Genomic DNA, 25,980 nt, shown 5'->3' on the forward strand with positions numbered 1-25,980 from the left:
CATCCGCATTGCAGGACCGAGGGACGCCACTGCGCCCGTTTGCCGCGCTGCGCTGCGGCCGGGCACACCATTCGACGGCCGCGCCAGTTGGTGATGGCCGCCCAACCCTGGAAAACCACACCATGAGCAAAATCGCTTTTATCGGCCTGGGCAATATGGGCGGGCCGATGGCCGCCAACCTCAGCAAGGCCGGGCACCAGCTGCGGGTATTCGATCTGGTGCCCGCTGCGCTGGACGCGGCAGTTGCTGCCGGCGCGCATGCCGCCAGCTCCGCACACGACACCCTGGCCGACGCCGAGATCGTGATCTCGATGCTGCCGGCCAGCCGCCATGTCGAAGCGCTGTACCTGGGCGAGGCCGGGATTCTGGCGCAGATTCCTGCCGCTGCCCTGGTGATCGACTGCAGCACCATCGCACCCGCCAGCGCACGCAAACTCGCCGCCGAAGCGCAGGCGCGTGGCCTGGCGGTGCTGGATGCGCCGGTCTCCGGCGGGACGGCGGGCGCGGCGGCAGGCAGCCTGACGTTTATCGTCGGCGGCGCCGCGCAGGTATTGGAGCGTGCGCGGCCGGTGTTGCAGGCAATGGGCAAGAACATCTTCCACGTCGGCGACAACGGCGCCGGCCAGGTCGCCAAACTGTGCAACAACATGGCGCTGGGCGTGATCATGGCCGCCACCGGCGAGGCGCTGGCGCTCGGTGTTGCGCAGGGGCTGGACCCGGCGGTGCTGTCGCAGATGATGGCGGTCAGCACCGGGCGCAGCTGGGCCACCGAAGTGTGCAATCCTTGGCCGGGCGTGTTGCCCAACGCGCCGGCATCGCGCGCTTACAGCGGCGGCTTCGGCAACGATCTGATGCTCAAGGACCTGGGGCTGGTCGCCGAATCCGCAGTGCAGGCGGGCGTGTCGATTCCGCTCGGCGAGCTGGCGCGCAATCTGTACGCGATGAACAGCCAGGCCGGCAACGGTGCGCTGGATTTCTCCAGCGTGATCAAGCTGGTGGCCAAGGTTTGAGAGCGGCTAACAAAGCGTTTAGGCCCACCGTCAAGGAGGAGTAGCCGGAGTGGCAGTTCGCATCTGTCTGGAGAGTTGATCGAACTGGGAAGTCGGCTGTAGAGCGGATGATCTGCGGCTTGGCTGCGAGGTCCTTGCCCGCCCACCATCACAGGACACGCCGCAAGTACGTCCATGTAGGCTCTTACGCGGCATCCATGCCGCGTTAGGTCCCGCGACGGTGGGCGGGCAAGGACCTGTCGAGTTGATTGGTGTGCATGGTTTTCAGTAAGACAGCCAGCAAACTGTCTGGTGCGGTGTCCTCGCCGATTGCGGGACCGTGTGGCGGCATGGATGCCGCCACCGAGCCCCCAGGGACGGGTTCACGGCGTGTCCCGCGAGCGGTGAGGGCACCGCGCACTCGACGCTGTGGTTTTGCTGCAGGGCCCTTGCCCGCCCACCATCGCGGGACACGCCGCAAGTACGTCCATGTAGGCTCTTACGCGGCATCCATGCCGCGTAAGGTCCCGCGACGGTAGGCGGGCAAGGACCAGTCACGATGGTAGGTACGCATGGTTGCAAGCAGTGCAAGCAGTGCAAGCAGTGGAAGTAGTGCAAGCAGTGCAGCCGTCCGATGAGGTGGGGTCTGATCAGCTTCTTTCTATCCGAGCAATGTCACCGCCAATACGACATCACTCCACCCGCTAACGAAAGCGAGGGTTGCCGACACGTTGCCGCCATCGCTGCGGCGTTTGAGAGGTTCTGTTGGCCGCTCCAAGTCGCTACCCGGCCTGGGCAACAAGGTGCAACGCCGCGCTCGCGTGATGTGATGTCATCACGCCCGGGTGTAATAGTCTCCGCCATCGCGTGCGCCTAAGGTGCGCGCATTGCACGAGGCCACCGCATCCATGGGACACGACCACAACCACGCACCCAGCGAAATCCGTCACGAGACACCGCTGTGGTGGGCGCTGGGACTTACCGCCACGTTCCTGTTGGCGGAAGTCATCGGTGCGTTCATCACCAACAGCCTGGCGCTGCTGTCCGACGCCGCACATATGGCCACAGACACCGTCGGCCTGATGATCGCTCTGCTTGCCGTGCGCCTGAGCCGTCGTCCTGCCGATGCGCGCCGCACCTATGGCTATGTGCGGCTGGAAGCGCTCGGCGCGCTGGCGAACGGCGCGCTGTTGTTCGCAGTCGGCGCCTACATTCTGTGGGAGGCCGCGCAGCGCTTCCGCGCACCGCAAGATATTTCCTCCAGCGGCATGCTGCTGATCGCCGGTTTCGGCCTGGTGATCAATCTGATCGCCATGAAGCTGCTGCACGCCGGCAGCGGCGAGAGCCTCAACGTCAAGGGTGCCTATCTCGAGGTCTGGAGCGACATGCTTGGCTCGGTGGCGGTGATCATCGGCGCGTTGCTGATCCGCTGGACCGGCTGGCAGTGGATCGACCCGGTGCTGGCCGTGCTGATCGGCCTGTGGGTGCTGCCGCGCACCTGGGTGCTGCTGCGCGAGGCGATCAACGTGCTGCTGGAAGGCGTGCCCAAAGGCATCGATCTGCCGCAGGTGCAGCAGGCGCTGAGCAGCTACCCCGGCGTCGAAGACGTGCACGACCTGCATGTCTGGGCACTGGCCTCAAGCACGCCCGCACTCACCGCACACGTGGTGGTCAGTGAAACCACCGACCGCGACCGCCTGCGCGACGCCCTCGCCGAGCTGCTGCACGCGCGCTTCGAGATCACCCACGTCACCTTGCAGGTGGAGAGCGGCGACTGCGGCACCGAGCCGTGTGGCGCGGCGCCGGCCGCGCAAGGCTCCGCGCATGACGATCACCGTGGTCACGCGCATTCGCACGGCGGCCACTCGCACTGACGCGGACCACGCCGCCAGTGGGCTTGTTGTCTGATCGGCGGTCGAATGGCGTTGCCTGGAGCAGGACCCAGCCAGGCCAGCCTGTCCGATAGAGGGAAGAGCCGTCCGGCTGCCGAGCTGCCGCCCAGGCCGTATGATCGAGCCGGGAAAGACTGCGAGGCCGGCGGCGCGATGGCGGTACAGATCGAACAACGCAACGAACGCATTGCTGCGCTGATTGCCGAGGCGGGCGCGGCGGCATCGGCCGGGCAATGGCAACAGGCCGAGCAGTTGTGGACACAGGTGCGGCAGTTGGCGCCGACGCACCCGCAGGCCTTGTACAGCCTGGGCGTGCATGCCTACCAGCGCGGCGATGCGACGGCGGCGCTGGAGTACCTGGCAGGCGCACGCGCAAGCAGCCCGGGCGATCCGATGGTCGTGCTGACCATTGCGGTGGTGAAGCAGGCGCAAGGCGATGTGGAGGGCGAATGGCAGGCCATCAGCGCGGCGTTGGCGCTGGATGCGTACTTCCTGCCCGGGCTGCTGGCAAAGGCCGCATTCCTGCAGGCGCGCGGCCGCCCGCGCGCCGCCGCCGGTGTCTATCGCGATGCGCTGAAGGTCGCGCCACCGGAGCCGCAGTGGCCGGCGGTGTTGCGTCGCAAGCTGGCCCTGGCCACGCAGGCAGTGGAGCAGGACACGCTTGAGCTGGAGGCGCAATTGCGCGCCGTCCTGGATGCTCCTGGCATCGCGTTGGACGCCGCGCTCGCAGGACGCTGGGCGGAGGCAGCCGCGATCGCATGCGGGCGCAGTCGCCCGTTCCATTCCCAATCCAACCGCTTGTACATCCCGCGACTGCCAGCCCTGCCGTTTCACCCGCCGGACGCGTTCCCCTGGATCGCTGCAGTACAGCGTCAGACCGAGGCGATCGCGCAGGAACTGCGCGCCGTCATGTGCGAGGACAAGGGCGGCTTTGCGCCCTACATCGCCTACGCGCCGGACCAGCCGGTCAATCAGTGGAAGGAGCTCAACCATTCGCCGGCATGGAGTTCCTACCCGTTGTGGGCACATGGACAGCCGGTGGATGAACATCTGCGGCAGTGCCCGGCAACCGCCGCCGCGTTGGCATTGGTCGATGCGGCGCAGATCGACGGCGTGTGCCCGAACGCGATGTTTTCGGTGCTTGCGCCGCAGACGGTCATTCCGCCGCACCATGGTGAGACCAACGCACGTCTGGTGGCGCATCTTCCGTTGATCGTGCCCGAGGGCTGCAGCTTCCGGGTCGGTTACGACTGGCGGCACTGGGAGGTCGGCAAGGTGCTGGTGTTCGACGACTCGATCGAGCATGAGGCGCGCAACACGAGCGCGCAGCTGCGTGCGGTGCTGATCTTTGATGTCTGGAACCCGCTGCTGAGCCAGGAGGAGCGGCAGATGGTCAATGCCATGGAGACGGCGATTGCGCGCCACCGTGCGGGATGAGGTGTTGCCGGTAGTCGGCCGGTTCAGTCCGCAGGTATGATGCCGAACCGGGCAAGCGTGGCGCGCAGCGGAGAGAGTTGGGTCGCGTAGGGCTTCCAGCGTCCGGATGCATCGCCATGCAGGGGTTGGCGCACCTGCCAGTAGCTGGCTGTCCTGACGGCTCCAGGCGCCTTGTGGAAATCCAGGCAATCCGGTTCCCAGGGCAACTGCAAAAAGTCCAGCAGTGCACGCAGGCTGCGTTCCGGCGCGGCGACGAAGGCGTCATAGTCGAAGGTATGGATGCTGTCCGGGTACAGCGACAGCCAATGCGCCATCAGTCGCTGGTAGGCGGCATAGAAATGCCCGATGTCCTCCAGCCGGCCCGCATAGTCAAACCGTTGTGGATTGAGCTGCTGCATGAAGATCGACAGCCCGTTGTCCAGCGGGTGACGACGTGTGTGCACGATCCTGGCCGCCGGAAACAGCTGCTTGATCAGCCCGATCAGTAGAAAGTTGTCGGGGCGCTTGTCGGTGATGTAACGCAGTTGCGCATGCTGGGGAACGGCCGCAGCCACGCGTTGACGATAGGCCGCGGCCAGCTGCGCCAGCGTGTGCGAGGACAGATGCTGCGCGGCTTGCGGGAACGGCGACAGCGACCGTGCAACCAGTCGCGGCAACGCATCCAGTTCGCCCCCGGCGGCGATGCAGGAGTGGCGCGACAAGGCCTGTTCGATCAAGGTGGAGCCGGAGCGGAACATGCCGCAGATAAACAGTGGCGGTACCGCGTCGTCGACAGCGGCCATGGGCGGTGGCTGGCGCGCGTCGCTTGCATCGGCAAATACCGCAGCGATGCTGTCGAACTGCTGCTGTGTGCGGATCGGGTCGTAGCGCCGTGCATGTGCATGGCCATGCCGGTTGGCGGCACTGGCCGCATCGAATGCCTGGCTGTGCAGGCCGAGGCGGTCATAGGCATGGGCCAGTGCATGCAGCAGCGTGGCCGTCAACGCAGGATCCTGCCCCGCGACCGAGCCTGCCTGCGCAAGTGCGAGCAGGCGTGTGTCCTGCGCATGGGTTGGAGGATCCAGGTGCAGCAGGCGTGCGGTGGCTTGCAGCTGCAGCGCCCGTGTCTGGGCATCGACAGGAGGATTGGCGAGCAGCCGGCGATAGGCGGCGACCGCCTGGCCGCGTGCGCCCAGCTCCTCCTGCAGGTTGCCCAGATTGAGCAAGGCAGGGGCGTAGTCCGGCCGGCACTGCAATGCCAGATCAAGTTCCTTCAGCGCTGCCGCCTCCTGATGTAGATGGTCGCTCAGCAACGCGGCGCGATTGAGATGGATTTGCTCCGGCAGCGCGGCACCGTGCTGCAATGCCTGCGCATAAGCGTCCAGTGCGGCGGATGCCTGGCCGGTCTGGCGCAGCAGATATCCCAGGTTGTACCAGGCATCGGCGCAGCGGGGCTGCGTCTGCAGGATGTGGCGATAAGCGACAATTGCCTGCGCCAGATGGCCTTGTTGCAGTAAGCGTGCGGCGTGCTGCAAGGACGGGTCCAAGGCGTTTTCCAGGCAATCTTGCAACGGGTTGGAGACCTGCAGCTTAGGCGGCGCCGTCGGTGCATTCAATCGCCCCATGGCGGGACGGTGATGAGCGGTCTTTCCTGCGTTCGCCACTTGCCTTGTATGCTCTGCTGCAATCGACGAGTGAAGATGCGCGCATGCACAAGCGAGTGGTGTTGGGGCTGACGGTGTTGAGCTGCGCCTGGGCGGCATCGGCGCAGGACGTGCCGACGCATCGCTGCGCCGCAGTACTCGATCCCTTGCCGCGGCTGGCCTGCTATGACGCCAGCTTCCCGCCAACGCAGGCGGTGCGGGCTGCGGAGGCGGATAGGGCAGTCAGGGCATTCGGCCGCAGCAGCCAACAGGCCTCGGCAGCGACAGGTGCGCAGCAATCAGTACCTGCGCAACTCACCGCGAAGGTGCTAGCGGTGGCGTATCAGCCAGACGGCACACGTATCGTGTCGCTGGACAGTCGCCAGCGCTGGGCGCTGACAGAAGCGACCAGCCGCGGGCCGCTGGCCGAGGGCGAGGTCGTGGTGATCCGCAAGGCCGCAATGGGAAGCTACATGCTGGTCACCGCTGCCGGTGTGGCGCTACGCGCCCGCCGTATCGACTAGCCAGGCCAACGACGGCATCGCAACAAACAGAAGAGAACGAATGACTGAGAGACAGCTGCGCGCCCTGTTGCACAACGGGTATCAACTGCTGCGTCAGGGACGTTATGCCGAGGCAGCTGTGTTCGCCGACCGCGCCTGCGCAGAGCAGCCTGGCAATGCGCATCTGCTGGAGCTTGCCAGTGAAGCCCGGCTGGCCAACGGCGATCCGCAGGCCGCAGCCGACCGCATCGCACAGGCCGCGGCGGTTGCAACGTCACCGCTCCCGCTGTTGATCAAGTACGGTAGCTTGCTGCTGCAGCTGCGTCGCCGACGCGAGGCCCGGCTTGTCGCCGGCCAGGCGCAGGCGTTGGCGGCCGCCGACGGCGCTGCATGGTGGCGGATCGGTGCGCTGTACAGTGGCTGCCACGAGGTGGCGGCCGCCCGCGACGCGTATCGGCATGCGATGACATTGCTGGGAGAACAGCCCGGCTTGCTGTACGACCTTGCCACGATGCAGTTCTTTGGCGGTGAATTCGATGCGGCTGAGCGCACCCTGGAGCGGCTATTGCAACTGGCACCCGGCACGGGCGATGCCTTGTACCTGCGCGCCACGCTCCGGCGCCAGACCGGGCAGCACAACCATCTGGACGATCTGCGTCACCGCTTGACCACGCTATCGGAACCATCCGCCCGAGCGGCCGGTCTGTACGCCTTGAGCAAGGAGCTGGAGGACCTGGGCCAGCATGCGGAGTCGTTCGCGACATTGACCACCGCAGCGGCCTGCAAGCGCAAGACACTGCAATACGACGTTGCTGCCGAGTGTGCGCATATCGCTCAGGTGCGCGAGGCGTACGACCCGGCTTCCTTGCGCGCACTGCAACCTGGTCATGCGGGCGAGGGGGCGATCTTCATCGTCGGTTTGCCACGCTCCGGCACCACCTTGCTGGAGCGCCTGCTGATCCAGCGCGGCGGTGCACGCTCGGCCGGGGAGCTGATGGATTTCGGTGCGTTGCTCGGCAGTGCGACCTCCGGCGTACTGTCGACCAATCCCGAACTGACCGCCGCCCAGGCATCGCTGCAGATCGATTTCGCGGCGCTTGGGCAGGAGTATCTGCGCGGCGCCCGTGAGCTGATGCACGACCATCCGGTGTTCATCGACAAGCTGCCGGTCAATTACCTGTATTGCGGCATGATTGCCGCCGCGCTGCCGCGTGCACGCATCATCCATCTGGTGCGCGATCCGCTAGACACCTGTTATGCGATGTACAAGACCTTGTTCTACAACGCCTATCCGTTCTCGTATGCGCTCGATGAGCTCGCGGATTACTACCTGGCCTACCAGCAGACCATGCGGCACTGGCATGCGGTGCTGCCCGGCAGCATTCTCGACGTGCACTACGAAGAGTTGGTGCGCGACACCGACCAACAGATCACGCGGGTGCTGAGCTGGTGCGGGCTGGAGCGCAGTGACACCATCACCGAACTGCAGCATGTGCCGTTCGTGACTGCGAGCGCAGCGCAGGTGCGCGGCGATGTCCACCAACGCTCGGTGCATAGCTCTCGGCGTCATCTGGACGGACTGCTGCCAGTGTTGACGCGACTTCAGGCAGCTGGCGTGATCGTGCCCGGCGTCGAAGCGTTGTAAGAGTTTCTCGCTGGCCGACCAATAGTTCTTGCAACTGAGCGAGCGGTTGGCTCGCGACCGACGAACGAACGAACGAACGAACGAGCAAAGCGAAATCGGGCTCCACGAGAGAAAAGAGCCCCAGAGGGCCGCTTTTTCCGTGACATCCGCACTCTTTTGGGGATTCGCCGCACCGATTCGGAGCATTTCTGAATGGCGCTTTAATTCTCCTCAACGTGGTCTTAACATCGGGTTGGCAACGTTTTTTCGGGCGCTCTTTCGTCCGGCCGTTCGCCAGTGTGGAAGCGCAGTTTGATGCGCTTGCCAACGACGTCGCAGCACGTGCCGGCATTGCCTCAGATGCCGATGCAGTGCGTTGCGCTCACCCGTTCGAACTTCTCGGAGAGAGAGATGAGATTGAAGACCACCAAGCTGCGCGACGCCATCCGGGTATCGCTCACGGTTGGCGCTGCGGCGTTGGCCCTGTCGGGAACCGTGATGGCGCAGGAGCAGCCCTCGACGGAACTCAAGAGCCTGGACGCGATCAGTGTCACCGGTACGCGCATCAAGAGCCAGACGATGACTGCCTCCAGTCCGGTGGCAGAGATCAACAAGGAAGAATTCCAGTACACCGGCTCGACCAAGGTCGAAGATCTGATCAATCAGTACCCGCAGCTCTCGGCGAGCTTCGACAACTTCGCCAACAATGGCTCGCAGGGGTATGCGACCCTCGATCTGCGTGGATTGGGCGCGCAGCGCACCTTGACCCTGGTCAACGGCAGGCGCATTCCCAAAGGCATCGGCGAGAGTCCGGACATCAGCATCATTCCGGCAGCGCTGGTGCGCCGCGTGGACATCCTGACCGGCGGCGCCTCGGCGGTGTACGGCTCGGATGCCGTCGCCGGCGTGGTCAATTTCGTGCTCGACGACGAGTTCGAAGGTGTCAGTGTCGACATGGGCTACAACGCCTACCAGCACGACAACGGCAACACCTTGATGCGCGGCCTGATGGACGACGCCGGTTACGATTATCCAACTGGAAATTCCGGTTTCGACGGTATCTCCCGCAATATGGACCTGGCCATCGGCGGCAGCTTCGGCGAGGCGGGGCATGCCACCGCATGGGCCACCTGGCGCGAGAACGATCCACTGCTGCAGGGCCAGCGCGATTACTCCGCATGCGCATTGAGCAACCGCGGCACCGCGTGCGGCGGCTCTGCCACCGCAGATCCGGCCAACTTCTATGTCGTCGCTCCGTCGGCTGGCGCGTTCTACGTGCAGCCTTCAGCCGGCGGCACCTGGTCGCAGGTCGCATCTCCGAATCTCTACAACTTCGCGCCATTGAATTACTACCAGCGTCCGGACACGCGCTACACGGCCGGCACCAACATCAAGTACGAGGTCAACGAGCACTTCAAGCCCTATCTCGAAACCTTGTTCGTCAACCGCAAGAGTTCGACCCAGATCGCGCCGTCGGGTGCGTTTTTCACCGACCTCAACGTCAACTGCGCCACCTCGGTGATCGGTAGCCTGTGCAACGATGTGGGCATCACCGACGACGAGTTCACCGTCTACGTGGCCAAGCGCAACGTCGAAGGCGGCCCGCGCATCACCGACTCGGATACCAACAGTTTCAGCATCACCACCGGCGCCCAGGGTGACATCAACGACAACTGGTCGTACGACGCCTCGTTCACCTACAACCGCAGCACCACCAAGTCGGAAAACAGGAACGACTTCGTGACCACGCGCGTCCGCGATGCACTACTGGGCTGCCAGCCTGGTTCGTTCGATGGCTGCGTGCCCTACAGCGTGTGGACCGACAGTGTCACCGCAGCAGAGGCAGAGGCGTTGCAGGGCGTGGGTATCGTCAACTACGAAACCTCGATGCGCGTGTTCAACGCTTATGTGACCGGCAATTTCGGCTACAGCCTGCCGTGGGCCGGCGATAACCCAATCAGTCTGGTCGGTGGTGTCGAGACCCGCAACGAGACCTTCAAGCGGGTGGCCGACAGCAACATGCAGACCGGCAACTTCACCGGCCTGGGTGGACCGACCTCCAATGTGTCCGGCGACATCGGCGTCAAGGAACTGTTCCTCGAAGGCGCGGTGCCGCTGGTGGCGCAGGCCGGTAGTCTGGATCACCTCGACATGCAGCTTGGCTATCGCTATTCGGACTACGACACCTCCGGTGGCGTGAGTACCTACAAGGCCGGTCTGGGTGCAACATTCGTCGATGGCAAGTACCACCTGCGCGCGGGCTGGAACCGTGCGATCCGCGCTCCGAACGTGACCGAGCTGTATAACGAAAATACGATCGGGCTATGGAGTGGTAGCGATCCGTGTGCCGGTGCCAATCCGGTCTTTACCCAGGCCCAGTGCGCCAACACCGGTGTGACTGCGGCGCAATACGGCCGCGTTGCAGCCAACCCGGCCGGCCAGTACAACGAAATCGGCGGCGGCAATACGACATTGCAGCCGGAAACGGCCAACACCTGGACCGTCGGTTTTGCCGCCAGCCCGATCAAGGGGCTCGATCTGAGCGTGGATTACTACGACATCAAGATCGACGACGCGATCCGCAGCATCGGCTCGTCCAACATCCTTACCGCATGCGGAGTGACCGGTAATGCGGATATCTGCAGCCGCGTGCGCCGCAATGCCACCACGGGCGATCTGTTCCGCGGTAGCGACCCGGACGTGTCCGGTCTGATCCTCAATTCCCAGGATAATTTTGGTTCGTTGCATTTCCAGGGTGTGGATCTGACCGCCTCGTATGCCTGGAGTGTCGGTCCCGGGCGCCTGACCGCCTCGATGATGGGCAGCTACGCCATCAAGCAGGAGTACGAGCCGGTTCCGGGTGTGCAGGAAGTGACCTACGACTGCGCGGGCGTGGTCAACGTGGCCTGCAACAGTGCCGAATGGCGGCATGTGCTGAGCACGCGCTACAGCTTCGATCGCTACACCGTCAGTCTGCGCTGGCGCTATATCGGTGAGCTGGATTACCAGAACACCGACGGCACCCGTGGCACAACCGACGTACGCCTGGTGAACCAGGACAACAAGGTGTCGGCGTACAACTACTTCGACCTGTCCGGTTCGATGCAGTTGGGCGATTACGTCACCTGGACCTTGGGCATCAACAACATCGCCGACAAGGAGCCGCCGCTGGTGGGCGGCAGCCTGACCTTCAACGGCAACTCGCTCGCCGGTTACGACCAGGCGGGCCGTTACTTCTTCACCAGTGTGGGTCTGCGTTTCTGAGGCATGTTGCAAGTTGGTAAAAACAACGGCGAGCCTTGGCTCGCCGTTGTTCTTTGCTGCCTGCGAAGCGTGGGTCGATGGCTTGCCGCGCTGCAACCTGCAGATCACCCCAGTCGCCGATCGCCCGCCGCTTGCGTGGCTGATCGACGTCGAAGACAGCGTCGACGGCTCACGCCACCGGTTCACGCAGCAACGGCGACTGCCAGCCCGGGCGCGGCGCGAAACGCTCGCCATAGCGCGCCTGCAGTGCCTGCAGACGTGCCAGCAAGGCGTCGGCGCCGACACTGCGGATGTGCTGGATCGGGCCGCCGCGGAACGGGGCAAAGCCGGTGCCGAAGATCACGCCGGCGTCGAGCAGGTCCGCGTCGGCCACCACGCCGTCGTGCAGGCAGGCGACGGCTTCGTTGAGCAGCGGCAGGATCAAGCGATCTTCCAGGTCTGCCGGCGCCTCGTAGCCGCTGGCGACCTCGGGCTTGACCGCGCGCCCGTTCTCCCACTTATACAGGCCCTGGCCGTCCTTCTTGCCGCGCTTGCCCGGCTCCACGGTGGCCAGCGCCGCCGGAATCGGCAGGTGCAGGAACGGTGCGAGCTCCGCGCCCACGCCGGCGGCAACGTCCAGCCCCACCGTGTCGATCAGTTCGATTGGCCCCATCGGCATGCCGAACTTCACTGCGGTCTTGTCCAGCACCGGGCCCGGTACGCCTTCGGCATAGGCGGTCGCCGCTTCGAGCAGGTACGGGAACAGCACGCGATTGACCAGGAAGCCCGGGGTGCCGGCCACCGGTACCGGGAATTTGTCCAGCGCTTTGCAGAACGCCGCCAGGCGCGCGACGTTGGCCGGATCCAGCCCGTCGTGCTGCACGATTTCCACCAGCGGCATCATCGATACCGGATTGAAGTAGTGCAGGCCGGCAAACTGCGCCGGGCGCTGGATATGCCCCCGGAGCTCGGTCAACGGAATCGACGAGGTGTTGGTGGTCAGCAAGGCATCAGGCTTGAGCTGCGGCTCGATGGACTGATACAGCTCGCGCTTGGCCTGCGGGTTCTCGATGATCGCTTCGATCACCAGGTCCGCCTGCGCCACGCCCGTGCCGGCCAGGTCGCCACGCAGGCGCGCCGCCACCGCCGGCCGCTTGGCCTCGTCCTTGACGCGCTTAGCGAACAACTCGCCGCCGCGGCCCAGCGCCGTATCGATGAAGCGCTGCTCGCGATCCTGCAGCGTCACCTCGAAGCCCTTGTACGCCGCCCAGGCCGCGATATCGCCGCCCATCACGCCGGCGCCGACCACATGCACATGGCGGATCGGAGCCGGCGCCGCAGCGCCGGCATCCTTGCCACCCAGCGCTTTCAGGCGCTCGGTGAGAAAGAAGATGCGGATCAGGTTGCGTGCGGTCGGCGTGCTGGCAAGCTTGACCACCGCCTTGCGCTCTGCCGCCAGGCGCGCCTGGATGCCGCTGCCGCCGGCACGCTCCCACACATTGATCAAGGCGTAGGGCGCCGGGTAATGCTCCTTGCGCGCCTTGCGCGCGACCTGCTTGCGCATCTGTGGCGCCAGCAGCTTGCGCGCGAGCAAGGTATTGGTGGCCCACGCGGTGGCGCGCTGCTTGAACGGGCGTTTGCTGCCGGTGAGCGCCAGCGCGGCCGCGACATCGACCAGCACCGCGGGCGCGGCGACCTTGTCGACCAGGCCCATCGCGCGGGCGGCCTTGGCCGCGACGGTGCGGCCGGTCAGCATCAGGTCCATCGCCGCTGGCGCACCGATCAGGCGCGGCAAGCGGGCGCTGCCGCCCCAGCCGGGAAAGATGCCGAGCTTGGTTTCCGGCAGGCCGATGCGCGTGCTGGCATCGTCGGAGGCCACGCGATACCGGCACGCCAGCGCAATCTCGGTGCCGCCGCCCATGCAGAAGCCATGGATCGCCGCGACCGTGGGGCAGGGCAGTTCGGCCAGCTTCTGGAAGACGCTCTGGCCGCGATGGATCGCATCGTTGACGGTGCCCTTGCGGTCGAACTCCTGAAATTCCTTCAGGTCGGCGCCGGCGATGAAGCCGTTGGGCTTGCCCGAGCGCACCACCACGCCCTTGGGCGGGTCCAGCGCCAGGCGTTCGACCAGCGCGCCCAGTTCGAGCAGCACCTCCTGCGAAAACGCGTTGACCGGTGCGGCCTGACGATCAAGGCTGAGCACGACCACGCCGTCCTCGCGCAGGTCGGCCTGCCAATGGCTGAATCGGAGCCCGTCGAAACCTGGAAGCATGCGTCTGGCCGTCCGGAGATATAAGGAAAGGTCGTTATCATCCAGAGGTTGTTTCCTTCACGTCAAATACCCATACCTGTCGGCAGGGCGGCGCGCGCCTCGTGCGAGGCGTCGCCAGTGGCGCATCGGTGCAGCTAGTCTGATGCGTGACGATCGTACGGATCGGTATGAACTTTTCTTTTCAATGGTTGTCTCATTGCCCGACTTCGGTGGGCTGACAGGAGTGCGGCCCGACATGGCCGAAGTCGATACACCTCAGGAGCTGGACCTGGAACTGGTCCGGCGCGTGCAGCGCGGCGAGAGCGCAGCGTTCGATGTGCTGGTGCGCAAATACCAGCACCGCATCGTTGCGTTGATCGGGCGCTACATCGCCGACTGGAGCGAGTGCCAGGACGTGGCCCAGGATACGTTTGTGCGCGCCTACCGCGCGATCAACAGTTTCCGCGGCGACTCGCAGTTCTATACCTGGTTGCACCGCATTGCCGTCAACACTGCCAAGAACCATCTGGTTGCGCACAACCGCCGCCCGCCCACCGACGATATCGAGATCAGCGATGCCGAACAGTTCGATGGTGCCACCCGCCTGCGCGATACCGACACCCCGGAGCGCGAATTGATGCGACAGGAGCTGGAACAAACGGTGATGCGTGCGGTCCAAGCCCTGCCGGAAGAACTTCGGTCGGCCATCACCCTGCGCGAGGTGGAAGGGCTGAGCTACGACGAAATCGCGCGAAAGATGGATTGCCCGATCGGAACGGTGCGCTCGCGCATCTTCCGGGCGCGCGAGGCCATCGACATCGAGCTGCGGCCTCTGTTGGAGACCGAAAGCGCTACCCGTGAGCGACACCGTGTATGAGCCATAACCCTGCCATGTCCACCACCGACAAGTTCGAGCGTCACTACCGCCAGCAGCTGTCTGCGCTGGTGGATGGCGAATTGAGCGCCGACGAGTCGCGCTTCCTGCTGCGCCGTCTGGCCCACGACGAGGAACTGGCCGGCTGCCACGAGCGTTGGCAGCTGTGCGGCGATGTGCTGCGCGGTGCGGCCAGCGCGCCGGCACCGCTGGATTTTGCCGCGCGCGTGCGCAGCGCCATCGCCGATGAGCCGGTGCCGCAGGCGCAGCCATCCACGCGTCCGGCCACGCGCTGGCGCTGGGGTGGTGGTGCGGCGATTGCGGCATCGGTTGCAGCGATTGCCCTGTTCATGGCGCGCGAGCGCCTGCCCGAGACCGTACCGCCGGCCGAGCAGGTCCCGGTGTTCGCCACGACAGCGCAGCTGCCGGCGGCCACGCCGGCCCCCGCCACGCCCGCAGCACCGAAGGCTCCGGCTGAGCCCGGCCCGGCCGCCCCCGATGAGGTGGCCGCGCTGGCCGCGGCGGTGCCGGCCGCCGCGCTGGCATCCACGCGCCGTGGCGCGGCCACACGCAACCAGCAGGTCGCCCGCAGCGTTGCCGCGCGCCAGCAGCAGGCGCCAACCCGCATGCTGGCGTCCGCTGCTCCCGCTGCGACGACGGCCACGGCCAGTGCGGCGGCGCCATCGAATCCGTTCACACATCCAGATACCACCTTGCAGGCACGCCCATGGCCGCGTGCGGCGCTGTCCGGTGCCGGTGAAAGTCCGCTCAATGCCAGCTTCCGCCAAGGCGGACAAGGCACCGCGTTCTATCCGTTTGAGCCTGCGCCGCAGGGTGTTGCCAGCCCCGCGCCCAGCCGGCCGCTGCCGGTGCAGCCGCCGCAGGATTGATGCCGCCGCCGATCTTCATCCGTTCGGCGCCCTCCCTCCCGTTATCGTGCCGGACCCCTGCAGTGGCAGGGGCTTTGGCCCCTGTCGCCCTGCCATCGGAGGCAACCTGATGAACCACCGCATTCGCACCCAGATGTTCGGCCTGATCGCCATGACCCTGCCGCTGGCCGCCTGCGCGCAGCAGTCCGCGCCCGCGGCCAAGGATGTTGCCCCGATTGCCGCCAACCGCAGCGCCACCCCGGCTCCGCAGCTGGTGGCCGGCTTGCCGGACTTCACCAATCTGGTCGAGCAGGTCGGCCCGGGTGTGGTCAATATCGAAACCACCATCACCCGCAAGGACGCCATGGCGCGCCAGCGGCGTGGTGGTCCGGGTGGGCAGGACGGCGGCGCGATGCCCGGCGACGAGCAGATGCCGGAATTCTTCCGCCGCTTCTTCGGGCCGGATTTCCAGATGCCGGGCGGGCCGCGGCAGGGGCCGGGCCAGGGCGGCGATGACGATGGCGGCATCGCCGGCAAGTCGATGGGCTCGGGCTTCATCATTTCCGCTGACGGCTATGTGCTGACCAATCACCATGTGGTCGATGGCGCCAGCGAGGTCACCGTCAAGCTGACCGACCGCCGCGAGTTCAAGGCCAAGGTGGTCGGCAGCGACGAGCAGTTCGACGTGGCGCTGCTCAAGATCGAGGCCAAGGGCCTGCCGACGGTGCGCCTGGGCGATTCCAACACGCTCAAGCCGGGCCAGTGGGTGGTGGCGATCGGCTCGCCGTTCGGCCTGGACCACTCGGTCACTGCCGGCATCGTCAGTGCGACCGGGCGCAGCAATCCGTATGCGGATCAGCGCTACGTGCCCTTCATCCAGACCGACGTGGCGATCAACCAGGGCAACTCCGGTGGCCCGTTGCTCAACACGCGTGGCGAGGTGGTCGGCATCAATTCGCAGATCTTCTCCGCCTCGGGCGGCTACATGGGTATTAGTTTTGCGATCCCGATCGACCTGGCCTTCAGCGCTGCCGAGCAGATCAAGGCCACCGGCCATGTGAGCCGCGGCATGCTGGGCGTGGCGGTCGGCCCGATCGACTCGCTCAAGGCGCAGGGCCTGGGCCTGCCGGATACACGCGGCGCGCTGGTCAACGACATTCCGCCCGGCAGCCCTGCCGCCAAGGCCGGAATCGAGGTGGGCGATGTGATCCGCGCCGTCAATGGCAAGCCGATCGATGTCGCCAGCGATCTGCCGCCGATGATCGGGCTGATGGCGCCGGGCACCAAGGTCAACCTGGACGTGTTGCGTGATGGCAAGCCGCGCAAGGTGGCCGTCACCCTGACGACGCTGGACAACCCCGCCGGCAACGCCGCCCCGCGTACCGCGGCCGACGACGCCAAGCCCAGCGCCCCGGCCAGCGTGGAGCTGCTCGGCCTGCAGGTCGCCGATCTCACTGCTGCCGAGCGCAGCCGCCTGGGCCTGGAGGCCGGCGAGGGCGTGCGCATCGCGGCGGTGACTGGCGCGGCAGCGCGCAGCACCCAACCGCCGCTGTCGCCGGGCCTGGTCATCGCCCGCGTCGGCCGCACCAAGGTCGGCAGCGTCGCCGACCTCAACCGCGCCCTGTCCAGCTACAAGAAGGGCGACGTGGTCATGCTGCTGGTCACCGACGGCAAGGCGACCAGCTATGTGGCCCTGAAGGCCGGCGGCTGAGGGAAGCCGGGATTCGTCATTGGTGATTCGGGATTGGCAAAAGCAGGCTCCTGTTCGCGGGTGCCTGCTCTTGTTCTGCCTTTTCGAATCCCCAATCCCCACTCCCAAATCCCGGCTCCAAAGCGTGCGATAATGCTGCGTTACCCTGACGACGGCACCGCCGGCGCCCACCTCAATGTCCTCTGATTCAATGCGGAATATCCGCAACTTCTCCATCATTGCCCACGTCGACCACGGTAAATCCACCCTGGCCGACCGGATCATCCAGCTGTGCGGCGGCCTGCAGGCGCGCGAGATGGAGGCCCAGGTCCTGGACTCCAACCCGATCGAGCGCGAACGCGGCATCACCATCAAGGCGCAGTCGGTGTCCTTGCCGTATACGGCCAAGGACGGGCAGGTCTACCACCTGAACTTCATCGACACCCCCGGGCATGTGGACTTCTCCTATGAAGTGAGCCGCTCGCTGGCCGCCTGCGAAGGCGCGCTACTGGTGGTGGATGCGGCCCAGGGCGTGGAAGCGCAGTCGGTCGCCAACTGCTACACCGCGGTGGAGCAGGGCCTGGAAGTGGTGCCGGTGCTCAATAAGATCGACCTGCCGACCGCCGACATCGAGCGGGCCAAGGCCGAGATCGAAGCGGTGATCGGCATCGACGCCGAAGACGCGGTGGCGGTCAGTGCCAAGACCGGTCTGAACATCGATCTGGTGCTGGAAGCGATCGTGCAGCGGATTCCGCCGCCCAAGCCGCGCGACACCGACAAGCTGCAGGCGCTGATCATCGACTCCTGGTTCGACAACTACCTGGGCGTGGTGTCGCTGGTGCGCGTGATGCAGGGCGAGATCAAGCCGGGCAGCAAGATCCTGGTGATGTCCACCGGCCGTACTCATCTGGTCGACAAGGTCGGCGTGTTCACGCCCAAGCGCAAGGAGCTCGCCGCGCTGGGCGCCGGCGAAGTGGGCTGGATCAACGCCTCGATCAAAGACGTGCACGGCGCACCGGTCGGCGACACGCTGACCTTGGCGGCCGACCCGGCGCCGCATGCGCTGTCCGGTTTCCAGGAAATGCAGCCGCGCGTGTTCGCCGGCCTGTTTCCGGTCGATGCCGAGGATTACCCGGATCTGCGCGAGGCGCTGGACAAGCTGCGCCTGAACGATGCGGCGCTGCGCTTCGAGCCGGAAAGCTCCGAAGCGATGGGTTTCGGCTTCCGCTGCGGCTTCCTTGGCATGCTGCACATGGAGATCGTGCAGGAGCGGCTGGAGCGCGAGTACAACCTCAACCTGATCTCGACCGCGCCGACCGTTGTCTACGAGGTGCTCAAGACCGACGGCAGCATCATCCCGATGGACAATCCATCCAAGCTGCCGCCGCTCAACAACGTGGAAGAGATCCGCGAGCCGATCATCCGCGCCAACATCCTCACCCCGCCCGATTACGTCGGCAACATCATCACCTTGTGCGAGGAAAAGCGCGGCACCCAGATCGGTATCAACTACCTGGGCAGCCAGGTGCAGATCAGCTACGAGTTGCCGATGGCCGAAGTGGTGCTGGATTTCTTCGACAAGCTCAAGTCGGTCTCGCGCGGTTACGCCTCGCTGGATTACCACTTCCTGCGTTTCGACGCCGGCCCGTTCGTGCGCGTGGATACGCTGATCAATGGCGACAAGGTCGATGCGCTGTCGATCATCGTGCACCGCAGCTACGCCGACCGGCGCGGCCGCGAACTGTGCGAAAAGATGAAGGATCTGATCCCGCGGCAGATGTTCGACGTGGCGATCCAGGCCGCCGTGGGCTCGCAAATCATCTCGCGCTCCACGGTCAAGGCGATGCGCAAGAACGTGTTGGCCAAGTGCTATGGTGGCGACGTTTCGCGCAAGAAGAAGCTGCTCGAAAAGCAGAAGGAAGGCAAGAAGCGCATGAAGCAGGTCGGCCGCGTGGAGATTCCGCAGGAGGCCTTCCTGGCTGTCTTGCAGATGGATAAGTAGCAGGGATTCGGGAGTCGTGATTGGGGATTGGCAACGACTTGCCAGCCCCGTGCTTTTGCGAATCCCCAATCTCCAATCCCAAATCCCGTTCCGAAGGAACATCAATGAAATGGTTTGAAATTGCCCTGGTTGTGTTGACGCTGGGCACCGGCTTCATTTGGCTGCTGGACAAGCTGTTCCTGGCCAAGCGCCGCGCGGCACGCGCTGGTCTGCTGGATAGCGAGCCGGCCATCATCGACTACTCGCGCGCCTTCTTTCCGGTGCTGGCAGTGGTGTTGATCCTGCGCAGCTTCGTGGCCGAGCCGTACAAGATTCCGTCCAGTTCGATGATGCCTAATCTGCTGATCGGCGATTTCATCCTGGTCAACAAGTTCGCTTACGGTTTCCGTCTGCCGATCACCAATACCAAGTTCATTCCGACCGGCGAGCCCAAGCGCGGCGACGTGGTGGTGTTCAAGCCGCCGCATGCGCCGGACCAGAACTGGATCAAGCGCGTGGTGGGTCTGCCGGGCGACAAGATCGGCTTCCACGGCGATACGCTATACATCAACGACAAGCCGATGCGCTACACGGTTAAGGGCGAATACATCGGCAAGGGCAAGGGCGCCGAGATGACCGGCACCACCTTGCTGGTCGAGGATTTGCCGGGCCGCACCCACACGGTGCTGGAGTGGGTCGATCGCAACATGCCGGCCGGGCAGGGCGACTGGACCGTGCCGGCGGACAGCTATTTCGTGATGGGGGATAATCGCGACAACAGCGAAGACAGCCGGTTCTGGACCCAGACGCACTTCCTGCCGGAAGCCAACCTGCGCGGCAAGGCGTTCCTGATCTGGCTCAATTGCGAAGGGTGGTTCTGCAAGGGGAGTTTCGATCCGTCGCGGATCGGAACCGGAATCCAGTAATGCACGCACGGCGTGCCGGGGGAAGCACAATGAAGCGCAAGCAAAGCGGTATGACGTTGACGTCGTTCGTGGTGGTGCTGGCAGTGGTGGGGTTCGCGCTGTATATCGGAATGAAGCTGTTTCCGATGTACCAGGAATACTATTCGGTGCGCACGGCCATGAAAGGCCTGGCCAAGGAACCCGACAGCGCCAACATGGATCCGTCCAAGTTGCAGGATCTGTTCTTTCGTCGGCTGTACATCAACTACTCGGAAAACGTCAAAAAAGAGGACGTCAAGTTCGAGCGCGTCGACGGTGGCTGGCGCATGAAGGTCAACTACGAAGTCCGCCGCGAATTGATCGGCAATCTGGATGTCGTCGGTAAATTCGAGACGTCCCAGGACATGACGGGACGTGGTGGCGAATAGGACTTTCCAGCGCGGCGATCCGATCGGGCATGCGTTTGCCGATCCGGGATTGCTCGCCCAGGCGCTGCGGCACCGCAGCGCCGGGACACCGCATAACGAACGACTGGAATTTCTCGGCGACGGCATCGTCAACCTGCTGGTCGCCGAGGCGCTGTATCAGCGCTGGCCCAAGGCCGACGAAGGTGCATTGACCCGCGCGCGTGCCGAACTCGTACGCGAAGGGGCACTGGCAGTGATCGGCCGCACCCTCAATCTGGGCGAGCGGCTGACGCTGGGGCCGGGCGAGCTGAAATCCGGCGGTCATCGCCGCGATTCGATCCTGGCCGACGCGGTCGAGGCGATCGTCGCGGCGATCTATCTGGACTGCGGTTTCGAACGCTGCCGCGCCGTGGTGCTGCCGTGGTTCGAGCCCTCGCTGGCGGCGCTGCCGGTGGGCAAGGCAGAGAAAGACCCCAAGACCCGGCTGCAGGAATGGCTGCAGGCGCGGCAGCTGCCATTGCCCACCTACGCGCTGATCAGCGAAAGCGGCGACGAACATGCCAAGCAGTTCCATGTCGCCTGCATCCTGGAACAGCCCGTCGCCCGCGCCGAAGGCCAGGGCAGCTCGCGTCGCCTCGCCGAGCAACAGGCGGCCACCCTTGTCATCGCACAACTGGATTCCAACACGTGAGCGAAACTTCTTCCCCCCACCGTAGCGGCAGCGTTGCGGTGATCGGCCGGCCCAATGTCGGCAAGTCCACCCTGACCAATGCCCTGGTTGGCGCCAAGGTCAGCATCGTGTCCAACCGGCCGCAGACCACGCGCCATCGGTTGCTGGGCATTGCCACCTTTCCCGAAGGGCAACTGGTGCTGGTCGACACGCCCGGACTGCATCGCGAGCAGAAGCGCGCCATGAACCGGGTGATGAACCGCGCCGCGCGCGGCTCGCTGGAAGGCGTGGACGCGGCAGTGCTGGTGATCGAAGCCGGCCGCTGGGACGACGAAGACACCCTGGCCTTCAAGGTCCTGAGCGACGCCGGAGTGCCGGTGGTGCTGGTGGTCAACAAGGTCGACCGGCTCAAGGACAAGACCGCGCTGTTTCCGTTTCTGGCCCAGGTCAGCGAGGGGCGCACGTTCGCTGCGGTGCATCCGGTGTCCGCGCTCAAGCGCAAGGGCCTGGAGGCGCTGGTCGGGGACCTGCTCAAGCTGGTACCGGAGGCCGAAGCGATGTTCGGCGAGGACGAGATCACCGATCGCAGCCAGCGTTTTCTGGCCGGGGAACTGGTGCGCGAGCAGTTGATGCGTCAGCTCGGCGAAGAACTGCCGTATGCCACCACGGTGGAGATCGAACGCTTTGCCGAAGATGGCGCGCTGCTGCGCATCGGCGCGGTGATCTGGGTCGAACGCGAAGGTCAGAAGGCGATCGTGATCGGCAAGGGCGGTACCCGTCTGAAGGACATCGGCGGTAAGGCGCGCCTGCAGATGGAGCGCCTGTTCGGGGCCAAGGTATTCCTGGAGACCTGGGTGCGCGTGCGCGAAGGCTGGTCGGACGACGAAGCGGCGTTGAAGGCGTTCGGATACGAGTGAGGCCCTGGCCGACGCCTGAGCCGGCGCAGCGCTGCTGGCGTGCTGACAGCCTGTCGATGCGAACGCCTAAACCGGCAACGGCGTGGAGCTGCGATGCAAGCGATGTCTCCATGGACTGGATCGCGCCTGGCCATCGCGGCTGCTGCCGTTGAGGGCTGTGATCATTTGCGCTGCGGGCAGTGGTTCACGGCGGTCATCGCCGGTAGCAGCTCTTGTGTCCTGCAATCGCGCTCCTTGTCGCATAACAGACCATGCTGATCGAACACGAACGCGGTTTCATCCTGCATGTGCGGGCCTGGCGCGAGACCAGCCTGCTGGTGGAAGTGTTGACCGAGCAGCATGGTCGGGTCGGGCTATTGGCGCGCGGGGTGCACGGGCCGCGCAAGCAGGCCTTGCGGGCCGCGCTGCAGCCACTACAACTGATCCAGTTCACCGCGGTGCAACGCGGCGAACTGGCCCAGTTGCGTCAGGCCGAGGCGCTGGATACCGCCCCCCGCCTGGCGGGCGAATCGATGCTGGCCGGTTTCTATATCAGTGAATTGTTGCTGCGCCTGGCGCCGCGTAACGACCCGGTGCCCGAGTTGTTCGATTGCTATGCGCAGGCGCGCGCGCATCTGGCATCCGGCCTGCCGCTGGCCTGGGGGCTGCGCCAGTTCGAGCGCGATGTGCTCGATGGCCTGGGCTTTGCGTTCGATCTGCAGCACGACCGCGACGGCCAACCGATCGACCCGGCGGCGCGTTACCGGCTCGATCCGCAGGAAGGCGCGCTGCGCGTACTGAGCGAGGCGATGGCGCAGGACCGGCGCGACACCGTCACCGGTGCGGCGCTGCTGGCGTTGGGCCAGGACGTCATGCCGGCGGCCGACGACATGCCGGGCCTGCGTCGCAGCATGCGGGGCGTGCTGCTGCATCACCTGAGTGGACGCGGGCTGAAATCCTGGGAAATGCTCGAGGATCTGGCGCGGCAGCGTTGAGGGTCGCAAGGCAGGTCTACCAGTCTTGCAGCAGTGGCCGGGTGCGCGTTGGATTCCATGCGGACCCATCATCATGCGTGGCGCTCAATGTCGCCTGTTCCGATCGCCGACGCTGCGCCGGGTCCAGGGAGATTGGTGCAGTCGTCCTTCAGTGCAGCAGTGCAGCCACCGCCGCATGGAACTGGGTCTGCGCCGTGCTGGAATGCGGGTCGCCGCGCAGCAGGCGCACTGCGCCGGCAAGCCGCGCCGCGCCGACAAAACCGCAGCTGGCCTGCAGCCGATGCAGATGGCCGCGCAGCGCCTGATCGTCGCTGACCTGCAAGGCCGAATCCACCGCGTCGCGGGTGCCCGGCAACTCGGCCAGGAACAATTCACGCAGCGCGTTGAGATGGTGTTGCTGGCCGTTGAGCGCGCTGAGCGCGGCGGCTTCGTCCCAATCGCTGGCGGCGATGTCGACCACGCCCACCGGCGCCACGCTGTAGCGGCCGCGCGCCAGTCCGCGACGCACCGCCTGCAGCAGGCGATCGGAGGTCAGCGGCTTGACCAGCATTTCCAGAAAGCCATCGGACTGCAGGCTGCGTTGCATCGCCATATTGGTGTCCGCGGTGTGGGCCAGTGCAGGCACGTCCGGGTGCAGCAGGCGCAAAGCGCGCAGCAGGCCGCTGCCGGTGCCATCGGGAAGATTGACGTCGATCAGCCACAGGTCGTGGCGACGTGCGCGCGCGCGGTCCAGTGCCGAAGACAGCGAGTCTGCGCAATCCACATGGGCGGGAAGACCTTCCAGCACCGCCTGCAGAAAGCCACGGCTGATCGGGTCGTCCTCTACCAGCAAGAGGCGTGGTTGGGGTTCCTGGCGTGTCGCCATGTTCATGCTGCCTCCTTGTCAGCGATGCCGCGTCCTAGCAGCCGCGTGCAGCGGAAGTGTGCCTGTGTTTGCGGGGCGCGACAATTGTTCCATCGCGCGAAGCGGCCGCGATCGGTCGCATCTGCGACAATACGCACCCTTTTTGCCCGCAGCTCGTCGCCACGTGGCCAGAACCCGAAACCGCTTCGACCGTACTCCGTTCCAGACCGCGATCACCGACCTCAGCCACGACGGGCGCGGCGTGGCCCGCCGCGACGGCGAGGGCGGCAAAGTCACCTTCATCAGTGGCGCCTTGCCCGGTGAGCTGGTGCGGGCCGAACCCACCGCGCGCAGCCGGCATTTCGACGAGGCCAGGACGGTGGAGGTGCTGGAGGCATCGCCGCAACGGGTGACCCCGCGCTGCCCGCATTTCGGCGTCTGCGCCGGCTGCGTGCTGCAGCATCTGGACGAGTCGCAGCAGATCGTGGCCAAGCAGCGCGTGCTGATGGACAACCTGGAGCGCATCGGCCACGTCACACCGCAGGCGGTGCTGCCGGCACTGGTCGGCGATAACTGGGGCTATCGGCGCAAGGGCCGCTTTTCGGTCCGTCGCGTCGAAAAGAAGGACAAGACCCTGGTCGGCTTTCGCGAGCTGGATCCGCGCTTCGTGGCCGATCTGTCGGTCTGTTACACGGTGATCCCGCAGATCGGCGAGAAGATTCCGCAGCTGGCGGCGCTGGTCGAAGGCCTGGACGGCAAGCGCGACATCCCGCAGATCGAATTCATTGCCGGCGACGATGCGGTGGTGTTGACCATCCGCCATCTGCAGCCGCTCAGCGAGCGCGACCTGCAGGCGCTGACCGCATTCGCCCAGGCGCACGGCTTTGCGATCTTCCTGCAGCCCGGGGGTGTGGATAGCGTGCATCCGCTATGGCCGCAGGAGGTGCCGCTGTCGTTCCGCCTGCCGCAGTGGGATGTGGAGCTGGCGTTCCGGCCGCTGGATTTCATCCAGGTCAACGCCTCGCTCAACCAGAAGATGATCGCGCATGCGCTGGCACTGCTCGACGCCGGGCCGGACGATCGCGTGCTGGATCTGTTCTGCGGGCTGGGCAATTTCACCCTGCCGCTGGCGCGCGGTGTGCGCGAAGTGGTCGGCGTGGAGGGCGATGCCGGGCTGGTGGCGCGCGCCAGGGACAACGCGCAGCGCAATGGTCTGGCCAATGCGCAGTTCCATGCGGCCGACCTGACCCAGGACCAGCGCAATGCGACGTGGATGCGGCAGGGCTTCGACAAGCTGCTGCTGGACCCGCCGCGCTCGGGCGCGCTGGAAGTGTTGCAGCAGCTGCCGCTGAAAAAGTTCGAGCGCATCGTCTATGTGAGTTGCCACCCCGGCTCGCTGGCGCGCGACGCCGGCTACTTGGTCAACGAGCAGGGCTTCACGCTCAAGGCCGCCGGCGCGATGGATATGTTTCCGCATACTGCGCATGTGGAAAGTATCGCGGTGTTTGAGCGCTAGGCCTTTATGTTCCGGGCGTCGGTTACCCGTCGCCCGCTTCGCGATTGCGCAGTAATTTGTCAGCCGCTGTTAGTCTTTCTTTTCGACGGCGTTCTGCCACTGCCCGTCGACCAACGCGAAGGCCATCGGCCGCGTGCCGCGTTTGCCTTCGGCCTCAACGATGACGTCGCAGTCGACCACTGGCGCCTCCCTGCCCAGTTTGCAGTGCTCGATACCGGAGACTTGCGCCGTACGCGCGGCGTCTTGAATGCGCGTGCGCATCGCCGCGTCGTTCTCCTGCACAAGCAACTGGCTGATGACATCGCGCAGGAGCACCTGCACGCGATCCTGCGGGGGTACCGGCGCGGCGACTTCCATTTCCTTCTCGCTGTGCTGCAACGCCCACGCGTTCCCTTTCGGGACAAACCGCAGCGTCATGTGTCTTTCGCTGGGCCCAGCCTGGCCGGTGACGATGCAATCCAGCGTCTCCGGTTTGGCGTCGACAGCCGGCAGGCAGCCGGTCAATGCGGTCAAGCGCGGACGAAACATGGCGGACATGAGCTCGCCGCCCTGCGTCTGCGGGTCGGCTGCCATGTCATCGGCGATGGCCGCATCTAGTGCCTGTTGCGCCTGGGCCAGCGAGACCGTGGCTGCAGCAGCGCCGGCTGTGGCAGTTGCGCACACCAATGCGGCAGTGAGCGCCGCAATGTGCATGGTGGAGTATCGGCTGCCTGTCATGGCGTTCTGTCCTTGAATGAGAGGGGGGCGGAGTGTAGAGGTCGCGAGGCTGCGT

Annotated in this window: 20 protein-coding genes; 16 read left to right on the forward strand and 4 right to left on the reverse strand. The window is 65.4% G+C overall.

Translation table 11 applies throughout. The features are described 5' to 3' along the window. Nucleotides 1-107 precede the first annotated feature (107 nt). From mmsB to AC1PLA_RS06830, 3 genes are all read left to right on the forward strand, one after another. On the forward strand, nt 108-1,010 hold the full coding sequence (gene mmsB, locus AC1PLA_RS06820) for a 3-hydroxyisobutyrate dehydrogenase (protein ID WP_349779256.1): 903 nt from the start codon (nt 108-110) through the stop codon (nt 1,008-1,010). 887 nt (nt 1,011-1,897) lie between these two features. Further along, complete coding sequence (locus AC1PLA_RS06825) at nt 1,898-2,863, forward strand: cation diffusion facilitator family transporter (RefSeq protein ID WP_349779128.1); 966 nt, start codon at nt 1,898-1,900, stop codon at nt 2,861-2,863. A gap of 171 nt (nt 2,864-3,034) precedes the next feature. Further along, on the forward strand, nt 3,035-4,318 hold the full coding sequence (locus tag AC1PLA_RS06830) for an aspartyl/asparaginyl beta-hydroxylase domain-containing protein (RefSeq protein WP_481105837.1): 1,284 nt from the start codon (nt 3,035-3,037) through the stop codon (nt 4,316-4,318). Between the two features lie 23 nt (nt 4,319-4,341). Here AC1PLA_RS06830 and AC1PLA_RS06835 read toward each other — a convergent pair whose 3' ends face one another. Further along, nucleotides 4,342-5,844: a sulfotransferase family protein gene (locus tag AC1PLA_RS06835; protein ID WP_481105838.1), complete on the reverse strand. Its 1,503-nt coding sequence runs from the start codon at nt 5,842-5,844 to the stop codon at nt 4,342-4,344. A 161-nt stretch (nt 5,845-6,005) separates the two neighbouring features. Here AC1PLA_RS06835 and AC1PLA_RS06840 point away from each other — a divergent pair, with 161 nt between their 5' ends. The 3 genes from AC1PLA_RS06840 (at nt 6,006) to AC1PLA_RS06850 (ending at nt 11,331) form a co-directional block, all read left to right on the forward strand. Continuing rightward, nucleotides 6,006-6,464: a hypothetical protein gene (locus AC1PLA_RS06840; RefSeq protein WP_481105839.1), complete on the forward strand. Its 459-nt coding sequence runs from the start codon at nt 6,006-6,008 to the stop codon at nt 6,462-6,464. Between the two features lie 40 nt (nt 6,465-6,504). After that, nucleotides 6,505-8,088 (forward strand): tetratricopeptide repeat-containing sulfotransferase family protein, encoded by a 1,584-nt coding sequence (locus AC1PLA_RS06845; RefSeq protein WP_481106168.1) that lies wholly within the window; start codon nt 6,505-6,507, stop codon nt 8,086-8,088. A gap of 390 nt (nt 8,089-8,478) precedes the next feature. After that, the gene (locus tag AC1PLA_RS06850; RefSeq protein WP_481105840.1) at nt 8,479-11,331 is read left to right on the forward strand and encodes a TonB-dependent receptor; all 2,853 of its coding nucleotides are present in this window, start codon (nt 8,479-8,481) and stop codon (nt 11,329-11,331) included. 169 nt (nt 11,332-11,500) lie between these two features. Here the strand turns inward: AC1PLA_RS06850 and AC1PLA_RS06855 are convergent, their stop codons facing one another. Next, complete coding sequence (locus AC1PLA_RS06855) at nt 11,501-13,582, reverse strand: 3-hydroxyacyl-CoA dehydrogenase NAD-binding domain-containing protein (RefSeq protein WP_104600855.1); 2,082 nt, start codon at nt 13,580-13,582, stop codon at nt 11,501-11,503. A 235-nt stretch (nt 13,583-13,817) separates the two neighbouring features. On the opposite strand from AC1PLA_RS06855, the gene rpoE reads away from it, so the two are divergent. The 9 genes from rpoE (at nt 13,818) to recO (ending at nt 22,848) form a co-directional block, all read left to right on the forward strand. Beyond that, nucleotides 13,818-14,438, forward strand: coding sequence for an RNA polymerase sigma factor RpoE (gene rpoE / locus AC1PLA_RS06860; protein ID WP_016903799.1), 621 nt, complete (start codon nt 13,818-13,820; stop codon nt 14,436-14,438). Then, nucleotides 14,435-15,325, forward strand: coding sequence for a sigma-E factor negative regulatory protein (locus tag AC1PLA_RS06865; protein WP_481105841.1), 891 nt, complete (start codon nt 14,435-14,437; stop codon nt 15,323-15,325). Before rpoE ends, AC1PLA_RS06865 begins: the two co-directional genes overlap by 4 nt. A gap of 109 nt (nt 15,326-15,434) precedes the next feature. Then, nucleotides 15,435-17,015 carry a DegQ family serine endoprotease gene (locus AC1PLA_RS06870; protein ID WP_104591177.1) on the forward strand — a complete coding sequence of 527 codons (1,581 nt, stop codon included), beginning with the start codon at nt 15,435-15,437 and terminating at the stop codon, nt 17,013-17,015. A gap of 190 nt (nt 17,016-17,205) precedes the next feature. Continuing rightward, nucleotides 17,206-18,996, forward strand: a complete 1,791-nt coding sequence (lepA, locus tag AC1PLA_RS06875; protein WP_481106169.1) for a translation elongation factor 4 — start codon at nt 17,206-17,208, stop codon at nt 18,994-18,996. A gap of 104 nt (nt 18,997-19,100) precedes the next feature. Next, nucleotides 19,101-19,901: a signal peptidase I gene (gene lepB / locus AC1PLA_RS06880; RefSeq protein WP_011036465.1), complete on the forward strand. Its 801-nt coding sequence runs from the start codon at nt 19,101-19,103 to the stop codon at nt 19,899-19,901. Further along, a complete protein-coding gene (locus tag AC1PLA_RS06885) occupies nt 19,901-20,308 on the forward strand; it encodes a DUF4845 domain-containing protein (RefSeq protein WP_024938034.1) in 408 nt (135 codons plus the stop codon). Before lepB ends, AC1PLA_RS06885 begins: the two co-directional genes overlap by 1 nt. Then, complete coding sequence (gene rnc / locus AC1PLA_RS06890) at nt 20,298-20,978, forward strand: ribonuclease III (RefSeq protein ID WP_039511552.1); 681 nt, start codon at nt 20,298-20,300, stop codon at nt 20,976-20,978. Before AC1PLA_RS06885 ends, rnc begins: the two co-directional genes overlap by 11 nt. After that, nucleotides 20,975-21,874, forward strand: coding sequence for a GTPase Era (gene era / locus AC1PLA_RS06895; protein ID WP_024938032.1), 900 nt, complete (start codon nt 20,975-20,977; stop codon nt 21,872-21,874). The genes rnc and era overlap by 4 nt, the downstream gene beginning before the upstream one ends. A gap of 251 nt (nt 21,875-22,125) precedes the next feature. Next, on the forward strand, nt 22,126-22,848 hold the full coding sequence (gene recO, locus AC1PLA_RS06900) for a DNA repair protein RecO (RefSeq protein ID WP_184611031.1): 723 nt from the start codon (nt 22,126-22,128) through the stop codon (nt 22,846-22,848). 148 nt (nt 22,849-22,996) lie between these two features. On the opposite strand, the gene AC1PLA_RS06905 is transcribed toward recO, so the two are convergent. Next, entirely contained in the window at nt 22,997-23,719 is a 723-nt protein-coding gene (locus tag AC1PLA_RS06905) for an Hpt domain-containing protein (protein WP_481105842.1), read from the reverse strand. A 157-nt stretch (nt 23,720-23,876) separates the two neighbouring features. On the opposite strand from AC1PLA_RS06905, the gene rlmD reads away from it, so the two are divergent. Further along, nucleotides 23,877-25,208: a 23S rRNA (uracil(1939)-C(5))-methyltransferase RlmD gene (gene rlmD, locus AC1PLA_RS06910; protein ID WP_481105843.1), complete on the forward strand. Its 1,332-nt coding sequence runs from the start codon at nt 23,877-23,879 to the stop codon at nt 25,206-25,208. A gap of 69 nt (nt 25,209-25,277) precedes the next feature. On the opposite strand, the gene AC1PLA_RS06915 is transcribed toward rlmD, so the two are convergent. Next, entirely contained in the window at nt 25,278-25,901 is a 624-nt protein-coding gene (locus AC1PLA_RS06915; RefSeq protein WP_481105844.1) for a hypothetical protein, read from the reverse strand. Nucleotides 25,902-25,980: the final 79 nt, after the last annotated feature.

The sequence above is a fragment of the Xanthomonas sp. NCPPB 1826 genome (genome assembly GCF_056725285.1).